This window comes from Erythrobacter sp. SDW2, from assembly GCF_021431965.1.
Taxonomy (GTDB): Bacteria; Pseudomonadota; Alphaproteobacteria; order Sphingomonadales; family Sphingomonadaceae; genus Parerythrobacter.
In genome coordinates this window covers 1330985-1347953 of the sequence record NZ_CP090370.1, presented here as the reverse complement: position 1 = coordinate 1347953, position 16969 = coordinate 1330985, and the positions used below count along the sequence as shown (strand labels likewise).

Sequence of the window (16969 nt, the reverse complement as noted above, 5' to 3'; positions counted from 1 at the left end):
CTGCCCCAGCCCCGTTCATACTTCGACAAGCTCAGCACGAACGGGGAGTTGCACACCCTTACCAGCGATAATGCGAGAAGGCGCGGTTGGCTTCGGCCATCCGGTGCGTGTCTTCGCGCTTCTTGACCGCGTTGCCGCGGTTGTTGGCCGCATCCATGAGCTCGCCCGAGAGGCGGGCCGCCATGGTGGTTTCCGAGCGCGCACGGGCGGCGGTGATCATCCAGCGGATGGCCAGCGCCTGGGCACGCTCGGGACGGACCTCGACCGGTACCTGGTAGGTCGCACCGCCGACGCGGCGGCTGCGCACCTCGACCTGCGGCTTGATGTTGTCGAGCGCGGTGTGGAACAGCTCGATCGGGTTCGCCTTGGCCTTGGCTTCGACCGTGTCGAGCGCGGTGTAGACGATCCCTTCGGCGACGGCTTTCTTGCCGTCGAGCATCAGGTTGTTCATGAACTTCGACAGGACCTGATCACCGAACTTGGGATCAGGCAGGATTTCCCGCTTCTCGGGACGACGACGACGTGACATTCTTAAAACTCCAGACTCGGGAGCGTAGCGACCTCTTGAAACGTCATCCCCGCAAAAGCTGGGATCGTTGGCCACTGGCGCTCGGTCTCAAAAACTTCCCATCCGGCGTTCGACCTGGGGGCACGCGGTCCCAGCTTTCGCTGGGATGACGGGTGCTGCAAGGCGAGGCCGGCGCGAAATCACTTCGGACGCTTGGCGCCGTACTTCGAGCGGCTCTGCTTGCGGTCCTTGACGCCCTGGGTGTCGAGCACGCCGCGCAGGACGTGGTAACGCACGCCCGGCAAGTCGCGCACACGGCCGCCGCGGATCAGCACGACGCTGTGTTCCTGCAGGTTGTGGCCTTCGCCCGGGATGTAGGAGATGACTTCGCGCTGGTTGGTCAGGCGCACCTTGGCGACCTTGCGCAGAGCGGAGTTCGGCTTCTTCGGCGTCGTGGTGTAGACGCGGGTGCAGACGCCGCGCTTCTGCGGGTTCTGCTCCATCGCAGGGACCTTGGACTTGGCCTTCTGCGGAACGCGGCCCTTGCGGACCAGCTGGTTGATCGTCGGCATGAGTTCTCTCTTCACCGTGTTGTGGCGGCGACTAGCGGCAGAAGGGAGGAGAGAAGAAGTTCGCCGTCGGCCCAGCGCCTGTCCCTGCGAAGGCAGGGAAAAGCTGGGACCGCTCTCCGCAAGCGCGGTGCTTGCGGCACGAGATCCCGGCTTTCGCCGGGATGACGCCAAACTGAATCACTCCACCCAACCGCCACACGGCCACCGGGTTACTTTGACGGCTGCCCCAAAGTTTCACCCCAATCCGTCATCCCAGCGAAAGCTGGGATCGCTCACGGACCAGGTCGAACCCCAATAGAAAAGAGCCACGCCGCAACAGCGACTGGCCCCCGGGACTGACCGGCAATGTTCAGCTCTATTGACCGACGAAGACACAAGGCCTGCCCCGGTTGGCGGCGCCCTTAGTGGAGAATCGGCGCGCGGTCAAGCATTCCAACAGACCTCAAGGCCCGCCACGAACGACACACTTGGCCGGGTGGCGGAGCACGGTCGGCGACCAGCCGACCGCAAGCCCGACCGGGCGCCCGCAGCGATTGGGCCGCAGGCCCCTTGAGCGAGGAAATCGCACGCCGGAGGGCGTGCGGAACACAAAAACTCAAGCCAAAAGCGCAACGCCTTCTGGCAAACTCCATGCTATACCCCACCCCACAGTATGATCGCGAGCACCCCGCCCCTCCCCCCGGTCATCCACACCGCGCTGGCGGACGGGCAGCCGGTGTGCCTGCGCCGGATCACGCCGGAGGACGGGGCGCTGATGCGCGAGGGGATTGCGCAGATGTCGCCCCAGTCGCGCTATCTGCGGTTCTTCAGCGGCATGAAGACCCCGCCCGACTGGGTGATCGAGCGGCTGCTCGACGTCGACGGCGACACGCACCTCGCCTGGGGGGCCATCGCCAGCGACCACGCGGCGGGGGAGCGGCCCCGCTGCCAGGGCCAGGCGATCGGCGCGGTCCACGCCTTCCGCACCGAGGACGACCCGGAATGCGCCGAGTTCAGCGTCGCCGTGCTCGACGCCTGGCACCACAAGGGCGTGGGTCGCCTGCTCACCGCCACCCTGCTGCTGGAGGCGCAGGCCGAGGGCATCGCCGAATTCCACGTCGACACGCTGAGCGAAAACCGCACCGCCATCGCCTTCGCGCAAGGCCTGGGCGCCCGCCCGACCGGCGGCGACGGCCTGACGCGGAGCTTCACGCTGGAGGTGGAGGAAGCCCTGCGGCGGCTGCGGGAGGAGTGCGACCCGGAGGGGTTGCGGGATGTGTTTGGGGGGTGAGGGTCGGACAACCCAACATTTTCGCATTACATTTTCATAGATTGCATTTGTGGAAAGTTTATGCAATAAGGGGCCATGAGCAATGTCATACCGATGCCCGGCTCCACCGGACGAAAAACTCCTGCAGACCTATTTTTGAGGGTAGGAGAAGCAAACCACGCGCAGGTAGCGCAGCTGTATGCTGAAGGTGCGCTCCCAATAGCTAGAGCTGTGTTTGATGCTTCTAGGCTGCGTCACCAAGTTGAATTTGCGAAAACACTACGCGACGATAACGTAGAGCTTACACTTGATACGAAAACTGGAGAATTGGGCGCAGTAGGCAAATTTGAAGGCTGGGCATCTAGGACGCCTTGGGCGAAGGGTCATTTGATGAAACCCTCTGATTTCACATCTGATTTCTCGAGGCAATTCGTGCGTCAAATAGCTGAGGAAGCTATAGAGAATGGCTTCGATAGGGTTCTCTCGCCTTCTCACTATCTTAAAGCTGGGGTTCTCGATCCCTGGCTTCAGACCGATGTAATGCTTTGCTCGATGTTGCGCCAAGAGCTTGATATTGCTGGAGGACAACACGTAGCGATCGACTATCTTTTGATCATCGACCAAACGAAGTTGCGGGATGAAGCCGTTCGCGAGGCTCTCATTTCTCACATCGCAGAGCTTCCCTTTGATAACATTCACATTCGCTTATCCGGATTCGGAACCGACGCAACACCAACTGCTGTTCGAGCTTTGATTGGGGTCCTAGATCGTTTCCATAACTTTGGACATCCGGTCATACTCGATCATGTTGGTGGCATGGTTAGCAGGGCGCTCCTCGCCTTCGGCTCGGTCAGCGGAATCGCACATGGAGTTGATGAGCACTCGCGTTTCGATGGAGGTGCATGGCTCCGCGCAAAAAGTGACGACGATGGAGAGAAACGCGGCGGAAACACAAAGCGGGTCTACATTTCTGATCTAGACCGATCGTTCACAGTACCAGAACTCACAGCATTGGCGAAAGCAAAGGGTGGAAGAAGTTTGATCGTATGCCGAGACCCGAACTGCTGTCGTGATCTCAATGCTATGATTGCAAATTCTCGGAGGCATTCAATTAGACAGGAACTGAAGAAGTTAGACGCAATTAATTCAATTCCAGATCTGATGCGCCCTCAAGCTTTTATTGAAGGTGAGCTTGCTGACTTGGATCGACATGCCCGTCAGGTAAAAGGCCTAAACCCCGTGGTCGACCACCTAAAGCCGAGGAAGGATCAAACTCTTGAGCAAGCACACGAGTCACTCGTGGCACGTCTAGAAAAGCACTCAGAGAAATTGGAAAAGATGCGCTCTACATTAGAAAATCTAAACAAGGTCCGTGGACTTGTGGTTGCCCGTGCCCCAGAGGCGGCATTTACCAAGAGAATCAGCCGCGGGGGGCGATGAAAATGGCATCAACTTTCGCGAACTTTATAGATAACCTCCAAGAACATGGGGGGCTAAAAGGCGTTGATATTGCAAATTTTACTGATGTATCTTCTGCAACTGTCCATCGCTGGAAATCAGGAGATTATTCTCCTCAGCCTAAAACTCAACTTCTCTTGGCGACTCTTCATTATATCGTCGGTCGTTTGGATCAGTATTACAACCCCTCGGAAGTTCGTATCTGGCTTTATCAGCCTCATCCACAACTCGAAGATCGGCGTGCTATTGACGTCATTGTTCATGGTGATCCAAAAGAGGTAATTGCGATTATTGATCGAATGGATTCTGAGGCGTATCTTTGAGAAGTCCTAGAGATAAAGACGTTCTTGACTTCATCGAAAGTTTCGAACCGACAAAGTTTCGAGGGAGACTTTGGCGCGTGGTGCGCTCACAGTATGACCCACTTCGCCCAAGCAGGTCCGGCGGACGCTGGGATGACGGCTCTTTCGACGTACTATACACCTCTAACTCGAAAGATGGAGCTCTAGCAGAGTCTTGGTTTCATAGCACGGCCGGACAGCCAATTCCCCCAACGAAGGGCTTGTCGAGGGAACTCCACGAAATTGACGCGAGCCTCACAAACGTGTTGAGCCTCAGTTTGGACGATCTCGAAAGGGCGGGTATCGATCGCGAGGTCTATGGGAGGCTTTCGTATGTGCGAAAGAATGCAGAGTATCCGACTACGCAAATTATTGGGGAAGCTGCTTTTTTCTTTGGGTTTGAGGCAATTATCGTACCAAACGCACGTTGGCCCGCCACCAATACGGTCATATTAACTGAGAACATCAGACCTGGCCAAATAGAGGTTGTTCGTACCGACACAATCAACCTCGTCGATTGGAAGCAATCTGTCAGACAGACTGGAAAATAGTTTTCCTACACCCCAAAAATCTGCAATCTCCCCGCGGGCCATGCCCGACGACACCAAACCCCTCTGCCTCCGCCAGACCCCCCGCCAGGCCACCTCCGCCGTCGCCCATGTCGCGCCGCCGCCGGACGACTCCGATCCGCTGCTCGCCTTTACCCCCGTCCCGCACAAGCAGGCGCGGCGCAACTCGATCACGGCGGCGAGGCAGCGCGCCTTTATCGCGCATCTCGCCGCCACCGGCATCGTCACCCAGGCCGCGCGGCATATCGGCAAGTCGATGGAGGCGCTCTACAAGCTGCGCCAGCGGCCCGGGGCCGAGGGGTTCTGCGCCGCGTGGGATGCCGCGCTCGAGCGCGGGGTGCAGCGGCTGGAGGACGGTGCGCTCGCCCGCGCGATCGAGGGCGTGCCCGTATGGAAGACCGACCGCGACGGCGGCATCGTCACCTATGGCATGAAGCACAACGAGGCGCTGGTGATGTTCTTCCTGCGCAACCGCCGGCCCGAACGCTATTCCGAGCATATTCGCCCCGGCCACCCGGTCTACGAACGCATCCGCGCCGAGGTGCTCGCCTCGGTCCGCCCGGTCCGCGGCGGCGCGGTGGAGGAGGGGGCCGACACCCGCGAATGCACCCTCTCCCGCCACTTCGCCGACCGGCTGGCGCAAGCGGGCGAGGCGGTGAGCGATGACTACGGGGCTGGAGGTTAGGGGTTTCTCGCAGAGGGCGCAGAGGAAAGGGAGACGGGGAGAAGGTGTGCCTGCCCTCAATCTTGCGTCGCCCCGGCAAAGGCCGGGGCCCAGCTGACGCTGCGAATGCTCGATGCCGTATCTGGATCCCGGCCTGCGCCGGGATGACGAATAAGGAAATAGCCAGGGTTTTCGTAACGATCGGCGTGCGACCAGCAAGCCGCAAGCCCGACCGGGCGCCCGCAGCGACGCGACCTTCAGGTCGTGTGAGCGAGGATATCGCACGGCGGAGGCCGTGCGAAAATCAGCTTTCCGTCAGGAAAGCGACAAGACTCTTCACCTTCTTCTGGCGCCATTGCGGCAGCGGGGCGACCAGCCAGTAGGCGCGGCGGCCTTCGTCGGGGCCTTCCAGCACCCTGGCCTTGCCCGCGGTGACGCTATCCTCGACCAGCAGCCAGGGCAGCACCGCCTTGCCCAGCCCGGCGACCGCGCTGCTCAGCGCTTGCCCGGCGTTGCTGACGGCGACGGTCGGCTCGGCCCCTTCGGGCAGCGGGGCGCCCGGCCAGTCGATCCATTCCTCGCCCTCGTAATGCGGCGCGGCGATAACCACGCGGCGCGCGGGGGCGAGTTCGACGCCCTCCAGCTCGCCCGGGCCGTCGACCAGGCGGATGGCGACGTCGAGATTGGCTTCGGTGAAGTCGGCGTGCTCGTTCTCGACCAGGGCGTAGCGGATGCCGGGGTTGGCCGCGCGATAGGCGGCGAGGCGCGGGGCGAGCCACTGGGCGTAGAATTCGCGCGGGGCGGCGATGGTGTAGCGGTCGCTGGCCTGCCCGGCCTGCATGTTCTGGACCGATTCCTCGAATTTGAGGAAGCCTTCGCGCAAGGGCTCGAGCCCGGCCGCGCCTTCCTCGGTCAGTTCCAGCCCCTTGGAGGTGCGGCGGAACAGCACGGTGCCGAGGTGATCCTCGAGCGCGCGGATCTGCTGGCCGACGGCCGCCGGGGTCACCGCCAGCTCGTCCGCCGCGCGGGTAAAGCTGAGGTGGCGCGCCGCCGCGTCGTAGACGCGCAGGGCATTCAAGGGGAGGTGGGTCCGCTTCATCGTGCGGCGGGATTTAGTGGCGAGTCGGGGTTACCGCAACTGCGAAGAATCCCCGCGAGTTAGCGCTCGGCAGTGGCAGGCGCGGCGAGCGGGAAGAACGGGATGCGCACTTCCAGCGCGGTGCCGTCCTCGCGGTGGAAGGTGTAGAACCCCTCCATCGAGCCGAACGGCGTCGCCAGCGGGCAGCCGCTGACGTAATCGTGGCTGCGGCCCGGGGCGAGCACCGGCTGTTCGCCCACCACGCCCTCGCCATCGACGTGGCTCACCATCTCGTGCCCGTCGGTGATGCGCCAGTGGCGGCTGATCAGCTGGACCCGCTCGTGCGAGTGGTTCTCGATCCGGATGTGATAGACCCAGAACCACTTGCCCTGCGCCGGCCGGCTCTGTTCCGGCAGGAAGTTGACCGCGACGCGGACGGTGATCCCTTCGGTGGTGGCGGCGTGCTGGAACAGTTCTTTCATGGCGAGTCGAAGGTTAACCTACCCAGCGCCGCCCGCAAGTGGGCTTTGGTCTATTTATCCACCTGTTGCCGAAAGGTCAGCCTCTGCGGGCGGGGCATCGGCCGGGTTGTGCCTGTGCAGGAACGCCAGCAGGGTTTCGTAGAACTTCAGCTCGTTCTCTTCCTTGACCAGGCTGTGGCCGTCCTCGAGCTTGAGCGTTTCCATGGACTTGCCGGCCTTCTCGGCGGCGGCAACGAGCTTCTCGAACTGCGCGAACGGGACCCGGCGATCCTCGGTGCCGTGGACCAGCAGCACCGGCCGCTCCAGCCTGGCGATCTGGTCGACCGGGGAAAGCTCGGTCAGGTCGGTGCCCTTCTCACCTGTCACCTTGGCTTTCCACACCCGCCGGTAATAGCTGCGGCCGAGATAGTTGCGATCGTAGCGGAGCATGTCCCGCCAGTCGGTCACACCGGCGAAGCTGGCGGCGCAGCGGTAGCGTTCGGGATTGCGCAGCGCACCCCACAGCGCGGCATATCCGCCATAGCTGGCCCCGACGATGCAGACCCGCGCCGGATCGGCATAGCCGGCGGCGACCGCCCAATCGAGCGCATCGTCGAGATCGTCCTGCATCCGGCGACCGATCTGTCCGTCGCCCAGTTCCTCGAAGGCGCTGCCATACCCGCCCGAGCCGCGGAAATTGACCTGCAACACGGCATAGCCGCGGCTGGCGAACAGCTGCACCCAATCGTCATAGACCATGGCATCGCGAACCCCGTAGGGTCCCCCGTGCGGATAGACGATCAGCGGCAGCCCCCTGGCCGCACGGTCGCGCGGGAGGGTCAGGTAGCCATGCATGGCATGGCCGTCGCGGCTTTCGAAGCTGAATGGCTGCGGCTCCGACATGGCCCTGAAATCGATGTCCGGACGCAGATTGGCATAGAGGTCGAGCCGCTTCTGCCCCGGCGTATAGACGTAGAGCGCGCCCGGATCCGCCGCGCTGCCATGCTGCACCAGCATCCGGCTCCGGTCGTCCGACACCGAGAAGATCTTGACCTGTCCGCCGCCCAGCACTTGCTCGAGGTTGCGCTGGTGGCGCGCCATTTCGGGGTCGAGCCAATGCGTGCGCGGGGTATCGTCGGTATATTCCACCCCGATCGCTCCACGGCCGGACGCGGAGATGACCGTATCGAGGCTCCAGTCGGGATGCTCGTAGATCACATCGACCAGCTCGCCGGTGGTGTAATCGACTTGCTGCAGCACCTGGCGGCCATCCTCGCCTTCGATCATGGCGAAGCCGATATCGCTGCCGGCAGTCAGCGCCAGGTTCCCCCAGTTTTCGAGCTTGTCGGCTTCTTTCTTCTTGATCTTGCTGATGCGGCGGAAAGCCTCGTCAGGGCCGGACCGATAGTGGATGATGGTGGCCCCGCCGCTGGTGAAGTCCATCCCCAGGCGGACCACGCCGGCATCGTCCGCCCACCATTCCTCGATCCCCTTCTGGCGCGGTTGCACCTTGACCGCAGCCTTCTCGCCCGATCCGTCGAGCGGGAAGCGCCAGACATCGGGGACGTTGTAGATGTCCTTGCTCGCCGACAGGATGACGAAGTTGCCGGCGCTATCGGTGTGCAGCACATCGTCGCCTTCGGGGCCCTGGTCCTCGAAACCGATATACCGCATCGCCCGGTCGTTGATGTCGTAGAGCATCAGCCGCGAGTAATAGCCGTACCAGCGATTGGTGATGGCGAAGCCACCGACAGAGATCAGGATCCGGTCAGGCCCGGCCCAGCGGTACCAGTTGACATCATCGGTGCTGTCCAGGCTGATCGAGCGAAGCGGCCGGAGCGTATCTGCGTCGATGATCGCGAGCAGCGGCTTGTCCTCGACGATCGTGCGGAAGGCGAATTTCGACCCGTCGGGCGACAGTTTCGCCCCGCCCAGATTGCTGCGCGACGCAAAGGCCGAGGGCGGGATGGTCCGCGGATCAGGCGGCGGCGGATCGGCCTCGACATCCGGAGCGACCTCGACATCCGGAGCGGCCTGGACATCGGGAACGGAAGCTCCCGCAGGAGCGACCGTATCCTGCGCGGCCACAGGCATTGTGGCGACCAATCCTGTCAGTGTGACCGGCAACACTTTGCCGCAAACGCGCAGCACCTGGCGCGCTACCGCATCGACGTATCCGGAATTCATTACAGCCCCCGACCCAAGCAATGGCAGACATGCTAACGCCCCGCATCTGGCGTTCAAGTGGGTATTTGAAGAAAATGACAGCTTGTCATCGACTATGGTTGATCGGTTCTTAAATTCCGATTGCCGTTTTCTTAACCACCAAATTGTAAAACGGCGCCACATTCGGGCAATTCTGGAGGATGGGCATGGCCTTTTTCGGCATGCTTCGGCGTCTTCGCAAAGACGCAACCGCCAACATGATGGCGATCGGTGCTGCGGCCATCATTCCCCTGATCGGGGTGGTCGGCGGCGGCGTCGATGCGAGCCGCATGTACCTGGTCCAGTCGCGCCTGCAGCAGTCCTGCGACGCCGCCACGCTGGCCGCGCGCAAGAAACTCGCCGGCGGGGTCATCACCGATGGCGTGATCCCTTCCGCTATCGAAACCCAGGCCGACAATTTCTTTGCCGCCAACTTCCCCGCCGGCCAGTATGGCACGACCGATGTGGAGTACGAGCTGACCGCCGGCGGCGAAACCCAGATGAACGGTGCCGCGTCCGCCAAGGTCCCGGCCACGCTGATGAAGGTGTTCGGTTACAGTTCGCTCGACATCGCGGTAACCTGCAGCGCCGACCTCAACCTGCCCAACATCGACGTCGCGCTGGTGCTCGATAACTCGGGCTCGATGCGCAACAGCCGCATTGCCGGTCTCAAGACCGCGGTGGAATCGTTCTATGACGAGGTGATGGCGGCCAAGGATGACGGGGCCCGCGTGCGCATAGCGCTGGTGCCCTATTCCAACACCGTCAATGTCGGCTCGCTGCTGATGGCCGCAGACACCGATTTCATCAAGGACAGCCATACCTACCAGTCGCGCGAGGCGCAGACGACCGATCTTGGCAACAGCACCGAATTGCTTCCGCGCAGCTCGACCCAGCTCGGCTCGACCAACAGCTCGCATTACCACTGGAATGCCAACGCAGCGGTCCACCGGCGCGACTGTCTGGCCTATAACGGCACCTACACGGTCGGCAACGAGACTTGGACCATCACCAATGCGACCTGGGTGCCGGCCTATTGGGCCGACTGGCCGAACAATCAAAAAGCCGCCTGCAGCGCCAGCATCCACAAAGAAAGCTTCACCTACGTCTACAAGCCGATCGTGTTCGACACGTCCGACTTCAAGGCCGGCAACACCGTGTCAACCGCCACCGGCACGCGCGGAGCCAGTGTCTCCAGCAGCTGGGCCGGGTGCATCGAAGAACGCAAGACGGTCCAGATCAGCGACTATTCCAGCATCCCGTCAGAGGCCTATGATCTCGACATCGACATGGTGCCCGACAGCAGCGATCCGGACACGCAATGGGCGCCGTTCTGGCCGGACGTGACCTTCGACCGCGCGGTGCCGGCCAATGTCACCACGACCAGCGAGTATCCCAACAACTATCACTACGACTGCCCGGCGCAGTCCTACAGGTTGCAGGAATGGCCGCTGGACGGGGCCGACCGCAACGCCGCCTTCGAGAATGCCGTCGATGCCATGGTCGCCAGCGGCTACACCATGCACGACATCGGCCTGATCTGGGGGGCGCGGCTGCTCTCGCCCGATGGCATCTTTGCCGGCGACAATGCCACCGCGCCCAACGGCGACACCATCTCGCGCCACCTGATCTTCATGACCGACGGCCTGATGGAGCCGGGGCCGAGCGCCTACCACGCTTATGGCGACTATGACATGGAAGGCCGCCTCGCCGGTTTCGCTGCCGACGGGACCTGGGCGACCACCGATATCGCGGTCCACCACAACGGCCGCATGGCGCTGCTGTGCGAGGCGATCAAGAACAAGAATATCACCATCTGGACGGTCGCCTTCGGTCTGCCGCATACGACCTATACCCAGAATTGCGCCACCGGCGGGGCGACCCGCGCCTTCACGGCGGCCAACAATGCGCAGCTCAACAACGCCTTCAAGCAGATCGCCGCGTCGATCGCCGAACTGCGGCTGGTCAACTGATGCGCAGCGGGCTCGCTTTCCTGCGCGCGATTGCGCGTGACAACCGCGGTGTCACGGTGATCGAATTCGCCTTCGCCATGCCGGTGATGGCGCTGATGCTGATGGCGCTGTTCGATCTCGGGTTCCAGGTCTACGCGCAGTCGGTCCTGCAAGGCGCGGTGCAACAGGCCGCGCGCGCCTCGACGCTGGAGAGCGGGGGGATCAACAGTCCGACACTCGATGCCTCGGTCACCCGCAATTTCCGCGATGTCATCCCGGCGGCGCAGGTCGCTTTCAGCCGCCGGAACTACAGCAATTTCGAGGATGTCGGCCTGCCGGAGGATTTCGACGACACCAACGGCGACACCTTCTGCAACAATGGCGAAGCCTTCGAGGACATCAACGGCAATGGCGTGTGGGACGAAGACCGTGGCAGCGACGGTGTCGGCGGTGCGCGCGATGCGGTGCTGTACAGCGTCACCGCCACCTATCCGCGGGTGTTCCCGTTCCACAATTTCGTCGGCCTGTCGGAGCAGGTCTCGGTCGACGGCTCGACCGTGCTGCGCAACCAGCCCTATGACGAGCAGGCGACCCGCACGCCGGTGACGGGGGCCTGCACATGACCATCCGCCCTGCCCTGCTTCAATGCCGCCGACTGCTGCGCGCGCTGCGCGACACGCGCGGGGTGGCGATGGTGGAGTTTGCCTTCATCGCACCTCTGATCCTGTTCATGGGCGTGGTCGGCATCGAAATGGCCAACTACGCCGTGACCTCGCTGCGCATCAGCCAGGCTGCGATGCATATCGCCGACAACGGCTCACGCATCGGCGAGCGCGGCACACTGAGCGCCCAGCGCATCTATGAAAGCGACATCAACGACCTGTTTATCGGGGTACGGTTGCAGGCGGGGGAGTCGATCGACCTTTATGAAACCGGTCGCGTCATCGTCAGCAGTCTCGAGCGCAATGCCGACGGCGGGCAGTGGATCCACTGGCAGCGCTGCATGGGCAAGCTGGAAGTAGACTCCAGCGACGGGCCGGAAGGAACCGGCGAGACGGGGACGGACTTTGCCGGCATGGGGGAGGACGGCGCGGAAGTGACCGCCGAGGCCGGCCAGGCGGTGATCTATGTCGAGCTGATCTACCAATACCGGCCGCTGATGGACAACGGCTTTACCCAGCCCTTCCTGCCGAGTGGCCCGATCCGCTCGACCGCCGCCTTCAATGTGCGCAACACGCGCGATTTGACCGGCATCTTCCAGCGCCCGAACCCGTCCGAAGTCGCAAGTTGCGACGAGTACGAGGAAATCTGAAGGATCGCGCCATGAGCCCCCGCATCGCCATCCTGTTCGTCTGTGCCGTGCTGCTGATCGTCGGCAACATGGTCGGCAAGGACGGCGACGTGTCGCGCATCGCCAAGGCCAATGGACAGGTCGATCCAGAGGCACTGGCGGAGGCGGCGGGCAACCCTGACGGCTTCGCCGATGACAGCGAGGTCGGGCCGCTGGCCGATCCCGACGAGCTGGACGAGAGCCTGCAGCAGGCCGAGCGGCTCGCGGCAATGCAAGAACAGCCCGAGATCGGCGAGTTCTCGCTGGCACAGGCCGAAGTCTCTGAAGCGACCCGGCTGGCCCGCAGCGATCGCGCCATCGGCCCGCTCAGCAAGGTCGCCTGGCTGCCGCTGCAGGATACCAGCGGCATGAAACCGGGCGAAGTGCGCACCGATTTCGACCCGCGCCTGCGCTAAGCCCCGCTTCTCAGCCCCGGCGTCCCTGCGCGTTTTCCGCGCGTTGCATGGTTACATTCCGGTAAACCGCGAATTCTCAAACGCCCTTAAGGTTTTTCCGGCGGATTCAGCCGAAATATACCAAACGGGGTACTGCCGGTCATGGGCAAGATCGCAGCACAATTCGGCAAGCTCAAAAACCGCCTGGCGGCCTTGCGCAAGGACGCGCGCGGCAATGTGCGGGTGGTGGAGTAAACCCGATGATCTGCTTCTTTTTCTCCCGCCTGTGGCGCGATTGCTCCGGCTACGGGGCGATGGAGCTTGCCCTTGCCACGCCCTTCCTGTTCCTGCTGAACCTGGGCATGGCCGATACCTCGATGCTGATCGGGACCAAGATCGACTGGTCGGGCCTCGCCAGCCTGTTCGGTTTCCAGGCCTTCGACAGCGCGGTGACCGTCGCGGGCGCCAGTGTTGAGCTGATCAGCTTCCCGGTCACGATCACCGAAAGCAAGACGGTGTATCAGCCGAGCTAGGCGAGCAGTTCCTCGACCTGGCCGAGCCGTTCCTTGCCGAAGAACATTTCCTCCCCGACATAGAAGGTCGGGATGCCGAAGGCCCCGCGCGCGACGGCGGCTTCGGTGTTGTCGATCAGCTGCTGCTTGATGGCCGGATCCTGCGTCGCGGCGAGCAGGGTTTGCGGGTCGAACCCTGCGGCAGCCAGCATCGCGCCAATGGCGGCCGGATCGTCGACCGGCATCCCCTCTTCCCAGATCGCCGGCAGCAGCGTCTCGACCAGGCGGATGCGGTCCTCGCCCTCGACCGCCAGCAGCATCCGTTGGAAGGTCACCGAATTGAACGGGAACTGCGGGTGGAGGCGGTATTTGCCGAAGCCGTGCTTCTCGATGAAGCGGCGCATCTCCAGCATCGAATATTCGACCTTGCCCTTCACATCGGCGTCGCGGATCATCGGCGGGGCATTGCCGGTAAGCTTGTGCATCCCGCCGAGGAACACCGGCGTCACCGCCAGTTCCGCCCCGTGCCGTGCGGTGATTTCTCGCAGCGGATACCAGGCGAGATAGCCATTGGGGCTGACGATATCGAAGATGAATTCGACGGTCTTGGTCACGGCGTCTCTCCCTGCCCCTGGGTTTTGCTGGAAACTTCCCTGCCGCGCAACGTTTCGGCTGGCATGACCGAACTTTTCCTCCCCGGAACGCTCGGCTGGCTCGATGCGATGATGCGGATCGGGGCGGCAACGCTCCTGCCGCTTGCCATCGGGCTGGAGCGGTTCGTGCACAAGAAGCCGATCGATTTCCGGCCTTTCGTCATCATTTCCGTGGCCGCCTGCGCACTGATCCTCGGCGCATTCGAGCTGATGTCAGAGGGACGCGACCCGGTCGATCCGACGCGGGTGATGGAGGGTGTCATCACAGGGATCGGCTTCATCGGCGCCGGGGCGATGTTCCGCCAGGGCAAGTTTGTCCAGGGGGCGGGATCGGCCGCCTCGATCTGGTGCGCCGGAGCGATAGGCCTGCTGTGCGGCATGGGCGAGGTGTGGCTGGCCGGCATCGTTGCCGCCATCGTTCTTGCGCTACTGCTCATCAGCGGACCATTCACCGGAAACTGGGACCCGGCGTCTGTCCAGTCCGAACGCGACAGCGAGGATGCGCTATAACCCTGCCGCCGCCAGCGCCTGGTCGAGGTCTTCCTTCAGATCCTCGATATCCTCCAGCCCGACATTGATCCTGAGCAAACCTTCGGTCACGCCCATTTCGTCGCGCGCCTCCTGCGTCATCCCCGCGTGGGTAGTGCTGGCGGGGTGACACATCAGGCTGCGCGAGTCGCCGATATTGTTGGAGATGTCGACCAGCTGCAGCGCATCGAGCACGGCGAAGGCCGTCGCCCGGTCGCCGACATCGAAGGCGAAGATCGGGCCGGTGGCCTTCATCTGCGCCAGCGCCATGGCATGGCGCGGGTGGCTGGGCAGGCCGGGGTGGAGCATTTTCGGAACGCGGCTCTCGATGAAGGCACCCAGCGCGACGGCACTTTCGCTCTGGCGCACGGCGCGCAGTTCAAGGGTTTCGAGGCCCTTGAGCACCACCCAGGCGTTGAAGGGCGAGATATTGGGCCCGGTGTTGCGCTGGAACGGCAGCAGCACTTCGTTGATCCATTGCTCGCTGCCGCAGACCGCCCCGGCCAGCACGCGGCCTTGGCCGTCCATCAGCTTGGTTGCGCTGTAAGCGACCACATCCGCGCCGAAATTGAGCGGGCGCTGCAGCGCGCTGGTGGCGAAGGCATTGTCCACCACGGTTGTGATGCCATGCGCCCTGGCGAGATCGCAGACGAACTTGAGGTCCACCACGTCGAGCGTCGGGTTGGCCGGCGTTTCGAAGAAGAACACCCTGGTGTTGGGCCTGATTGCGGCTTCCCACGCTGCGTTGTCGGTGGCGTCGATCACGCTGACTTCGATGCCGAAACGGGGGCACAGGTGGTCGAGCAGCCAGCGGCACGAACCGAAGGCCGCGCGCGCGCCCACAACATGGTCGCCCGCCGAAAGCTGGCACAGCAGGGCGGCGGTCATTGCCGCCATGCCGCTCGCCTGGGCGCGGCAGGCCTCGGCCCCCTCCATCAGCGCGATGCGTTCCTCCAGCATGGCGACAGTCGGGTTCTGCAGGCGCGAGTAGGTCATCCCGACAGCCTCGCCCGCGAAACGGTCGGCGACCGTCTGGGCATCGTCGTAGGTGAAGCCCGAGCTGAGGAACAAGGCCTCGCTCGTCTCGCCGTGTTCGCTGCGCCAGGTCCCGCCGCGCACGGCCTGCGTCGCCGGGCGCCAGCTGCGGGTGATCGAACGGTCCATGCCGGTGGTCTTTTTCATGGCAGAGCGCTTAGGCGAGGCGCGGCCACGGGCCAAGGGTTTACAGCGCATGGCCAGGCGCTAGGTTCAATCGAGTGGAGGGCGAAGCATGAATTCCAGATACTGGGCGGGCATCGTTGCATGTGGCCTGGCGGCGGCCACGACCGCTTGCGAGCACAATGGTGACGAGGCACCGGAGGTGGCCGTGACCACCCCAGAACACTGCGCCGCGCCGGTCGCGGGGTTCCCGGTCTTCTGGTGGAACAAGCCGTCGTTCAAGCCCGGGCAGGTGGTGGAACTGCGGCTGACGATCGTGCGGGGGCCGTCCGCCGAAAATGGCGATGCCGATTGTCTCGAAGGCATGGCTGTGGTTCCCGCCGGACCCGATCTCGCCCGAGGCAAGGACGGTGTCTGGCGGCTGACCATCCCTGACGATGTGGCCGACGGGGCCGAATATGTCGTCGAGGCAAGCTATGGCGACAGGAAAGTCGGCAGCCGCTTTGTCACTTTCCGCCCCGACGAGCAGCCGCTGGTGGGGCGGTGGAGCCAGAAGGCAGAGGAATGCGACGGCGCCGAACCGCTGCGCGAGCTGGAGTTTCGCGCCGACGGCAGTTTCTCGGCGACCTGGTACCCGTTCGAAACCTACCAGGACTATTGGGGGACCTACCGCTACGAGCCGGACAGCGGAACGCTGACGCTGGACATTACCGGCGGCAACGCCCTCCCCGGCGATGCGGCGAGCGGAACCATCGAGCTGGAAGGTGACAGCTTCGTCGCGGGCACCGCCAGCTTCGGTTCGCGGCCGCGCGGGATCTGCACAGCGCCCTTCACGAGGTAGAGCGAATTCTGGCAACGCTTCGGGGGCGGCACCTCGCCGGTACCGCCCCCTATGCTGAAAACTCGTTCAGACGCCCAACCGTGTTGGGCGATCCACCCGCTTACGGGCTGGTCGGATCGTCGTCGTCGGCAATGATGATGATGCCGGCGATGATGGCTGCCGCGGCAACCACGCCGATCAGGATGCCGCTATTGCCTTCAAGCTGGTTGGCACTTTCGACCGGGGCCGAAGCCCGCTGTGCGCTCAGGGACGAGGCCCCGAGAGGTGCGATCGCTGCGGCCATAGCTGCGAGGCCAAGGGCAAGGGATTTCAACTTCATACACTATTCTCCAGTTATTGCGGACTGAACCGAGGTGATTGCGGACCGCGTTTTGGCGAGGTGCGCAGCTGGCCCCCGCTCTTTTTAGCGGTCTATTGTCTGTCGCGTGTCGCGAATTGTATCAAAACGACGAAACGACGACATTGGGGGGCAGGCCGTGTCCGTTATGGGACAGG

Annotated in this window: 20 protein-coding genes; 12 read left to right on the top strand and 8 right to left on the bottom strand. The window is 63.2% G+C overall.

Annotation, left to right across the window (positions count from 1 at the left end; genetic code table 11):
* Nucleotides 1–58: 58 nt before the first annotated feature.
* Entirely contained in the window at nt 59–529 is a 471-nt protein-coding gene (gene rpsG, locus LY632_RS06595; RefSeq protein WP_234093001.1) for a 30S ribosomal protein S7, read from the bottom strand.
* 179 nt (nt 530–708) lie between these two features.
* Nucleotides 709–1080 carry a 30S ribosomal protein S12 gene (gene rpsL, locus LY632_RS06590; protein ID WP_006831873.1) on the bottom strand — a complete coding sequence of 124 codons (372 nt, stop codon included), beginning with the start codon at nt 1078–1080 and terminating at the stop codon, nt 709–711.
* Between the two features lie 652 nt (nt 1081–1732).
* On the opposite strand from rpsL, the gene LY632_RS06585 reads away from it, so the two are divergent.
* From LY632_RS06585 to LY632_RS06565, 5 genes are all read left to right on the top strand, one after another.
* The gene (locus LY632_RS06585; RefSeq protein WP_234093000.1) at nt 1733–2350 is read left to right on the top strand and encodes a GNAT family N-acetyltransferase; all 618 of its coding nucleotides are present in this window, start codon (nt 1733–1735) and stop codon (nt 2348–2350) included.
* Nucleotides 2351–2425: 75 nt separating this feature from the next.
* A complete protein-coding gene (locus tag LY632_RS06580) occupies nt 2426–3769 on the top strand; it encodes a hypothetical protein (protein WP_234092999.1) in 1344 nt (447 codons plus the stop codon).
* A gap of 2 nt (nt 3770–3771) precedes the next feature.
* Nucleotides 3772–4110, top strand: coding sequence for a hypothetical protein (locus tag LY632_RS06575; RefSeq protein ID WP_234092998.1), 339 nt, complete (start codon nt 3772–3774; stop codon nt 4108–4110).
* Between the two features lie 77 nt (nt 4111–4187).
* A complete protein-coding gene (locus LY632_RS06570) occupies nt 4188–4679 on the top strand; it encodes an RES family NAD+ phosphorylase (RefSeq protein ID WP_370636565.1) in 492 nt (163 codons plus the stop codon).
* 40 nt (nt 4680–4719) lie between these two features.
* Nucleotides 4720–5382 carry a hypothetical protein gene (locus LY632_RS06565; protein WP_234092997.1) on the top strand — a complete coding sequence of 221 codons (663 nt, stop codon included), beginning with the start codon at nt 4720–4722 and terminating at the stop codon, nt 5380–5382.
* A 283-nt stretch (nt 5383–5665) separates the two neighbouring features.
* On the opposite strand, the gene LY632_RS06560 is transcribed toward LY632_RS06565, so the two are convergent.
* Genes LY632_RS06560 through LY632_RS06550 form a run of 3 tightly spaced genes read right to left on the bottom strand, consistent with a single transcriptional unit; the run spans nt 5666 to nt 9087 of the window.
* Nucleotides 5666–6460 (bottom strand): LysR family transcriptional regulator, encoded by a 795-nt coding sequence (locus LY632_RS06560; RefSeq protein ID WP_234092996.1) that lies wholly within the window; start codon nt 6458–6460, stop codon nt 5666–5668.
* A gap of 59 nt (nt 6461–6519) precedes the next feature.
* Nucleotides 6520–6921 (bottom strand): Co2+/Mg2+ efflux protein ApaG, encoded by a 402-nt coding sequence (gene apaG, locus LY632_RS06555; protein ID WP_234092995.1) that lies wholly within the window; start codon nt 6919–6921, stop codon nt 6520–6522.
* A gap of 54 nt (nt 6922–6975) precedes the next feature.
* Nucleotides 6976–9087 carry a S9 family peptidase gene (locus tag LY632_RS06550; RefSeq protein WP_234092994.1) on the bottom strand — a complete coding sequence of 704 codons (2112 nt, stop codon included), beginning with the start codon at nt 9085–9087 and terminating at the stop codon, nt 6976–6978.
* Nucleotides 9088–9272: 185 nt separating this feature from the next.
* On the opposite strand from LY632_RS06550, the gene LY632_RS06545 reads away from it, so the two are divergent.
* The 5 genes from LY632_RS06545 to LY632_RS06525 all read left to right on the top strand — a co-directional run bounded on the left by LY632_RS06545 (nt 9273) and on the right by LY632_RS06525 (nt 13315).
* Nucleotides 9273–11078 carry a TadE/TadG family type IV pilus assembly protein gene (locus tag LY632_RS06545; RefSeq protein ID WP_234092993.1) on the top strand — a complete coding sequence of 602 codons (1806 nt, stop codon included), beginning with the start codon at nt 9273–9275 and terminating at the stop codon, nt 11076–11078.
* On the top strand, nt 11078–11680 hold the full coding sequence (locus LY632_RS06540; RefSeq protein ID WP_234092992.1) for a TadE/TadG family type IV pilus assembly protein: 603 nt from the start codon (nt 11078–11080) through the stop codon (nt 11678–11680). Before LY632_RS06545 ends, LY632_RS06540 begins: the two co-directional genes overlap by 1 nt.
* Nucleotides 11677–12369, top strand: coding sequence for a TadE/TadG family type IV pilus assembly protein (locus LY632_RS06535; protein ID WP_234092991.1), 693 nt, complete (start codon nt 11677–11679; stop codon nt 12367–12369). Before LY632_RS06540 ends, LY632_RS06535 begins: the two co-directional genes overlap by 4 nt.
* 11 nt (nt 12370–12380) lie before the next feature.
* Complete coding sequence (locus LY632_RS06530) at nt 12381–12803, top strand: hypothetical protein (protein ID WP_234092990.1); 423 nt, start codon at nt 12381–12383, stop codon at nt 12801–12803.
* 239 nt (nt 12804–13042) lie between these two features.
* Nucleotides 13043–13315, top strand: coding sequence for a TadE/TadG family type IV pilus assembly protein (locus LY632_RS06525; RefSeq protein ID WP_234092989.1), 273 nt, complete (start codon nt 13043–13045; stop codon nt 13313–13315).
* Here the strand turns inward: LY632_RS06525 and LY632_RS06520 are convergent.
* Nucleotides 13312–13908 carry a 2-hydroxychromene-2-carboxylate isomerase gene (locus tag LY632_RS06520; RefSeq protein ID WP_234092988.1) on the bottom strand — a complete coding sequence of 199 codons (597 nt, stop codon included), beginning with the start codon at nt 13906–13908 and terminating at the stop codon, nt 13312–13314. The genes LY632_RS06525 and LY632_RS06520 overlap by 4 nt on opposite strands.
* Nucleotides 13909–13971: 63 nt before the next feature.
* Here LY632_RS06520 and LY632_RS06515 point away from each other — a divergent pair, with 63 nt between their 5' ends.
* Nucleotides 13972–14457, top strand: a complete 486-nt coding sequence (locus LY632_RS06515; RefSeq protein WP_234092987.1) for an MgtC/SapB family protein — start codon at nt 13972–13974, stop codon at nt 14455–14457.
* Here LY632_RS06515 and LY632_RS06510 read toward each other — a convergent pair.
* Nucleotides 14452–15657: a PLP-dependent aspartate aminotransferase family protein gene (locus LY632_RS06510; protein WP_234092986.1), complete on the bottom strand. Its 1206-nt coding sequence runs from the start codon at nt 15655–15657 to the stop codon at nt 14452–14454. The two genes, LY632_RS06515 and LY632_RS06510, sit on opposite strands and share 6 nt — an antisense overlap.
* A 184-nt stretch (nt 15658–15841) precedes the next feature.
* Here LY632_RS06510 and LY632_RS06505 point away from each other — a divergent pair, with 184 nt between their 5' ends.
* Entirely contained in the window at nt 15842–16474 is a 633-nt protein-coding gene (locus tag LY632_RS06505) for a hypothetical protein (RefSeq protein WP_234092985.1), read from the top strand.
* A gap of 100 nt (nt 16475–16574) precedes the next feature.
* Here LY632_RS06505 and LY632_RS06500 read toward each other — a convergent pair whose 3' ends face one another.
* Nucleotides 16575–16793, bottom strand: a complete 219-nt coding sequence (locus tag LY632_RS06500; protein WP_234092984.1) for a hypothetical protein — start codon at nt 16791–16793, stop codon at nt 16575–16577.
* Nucleotides 16794–16969 lie beyond the last annotated feature (176 nt).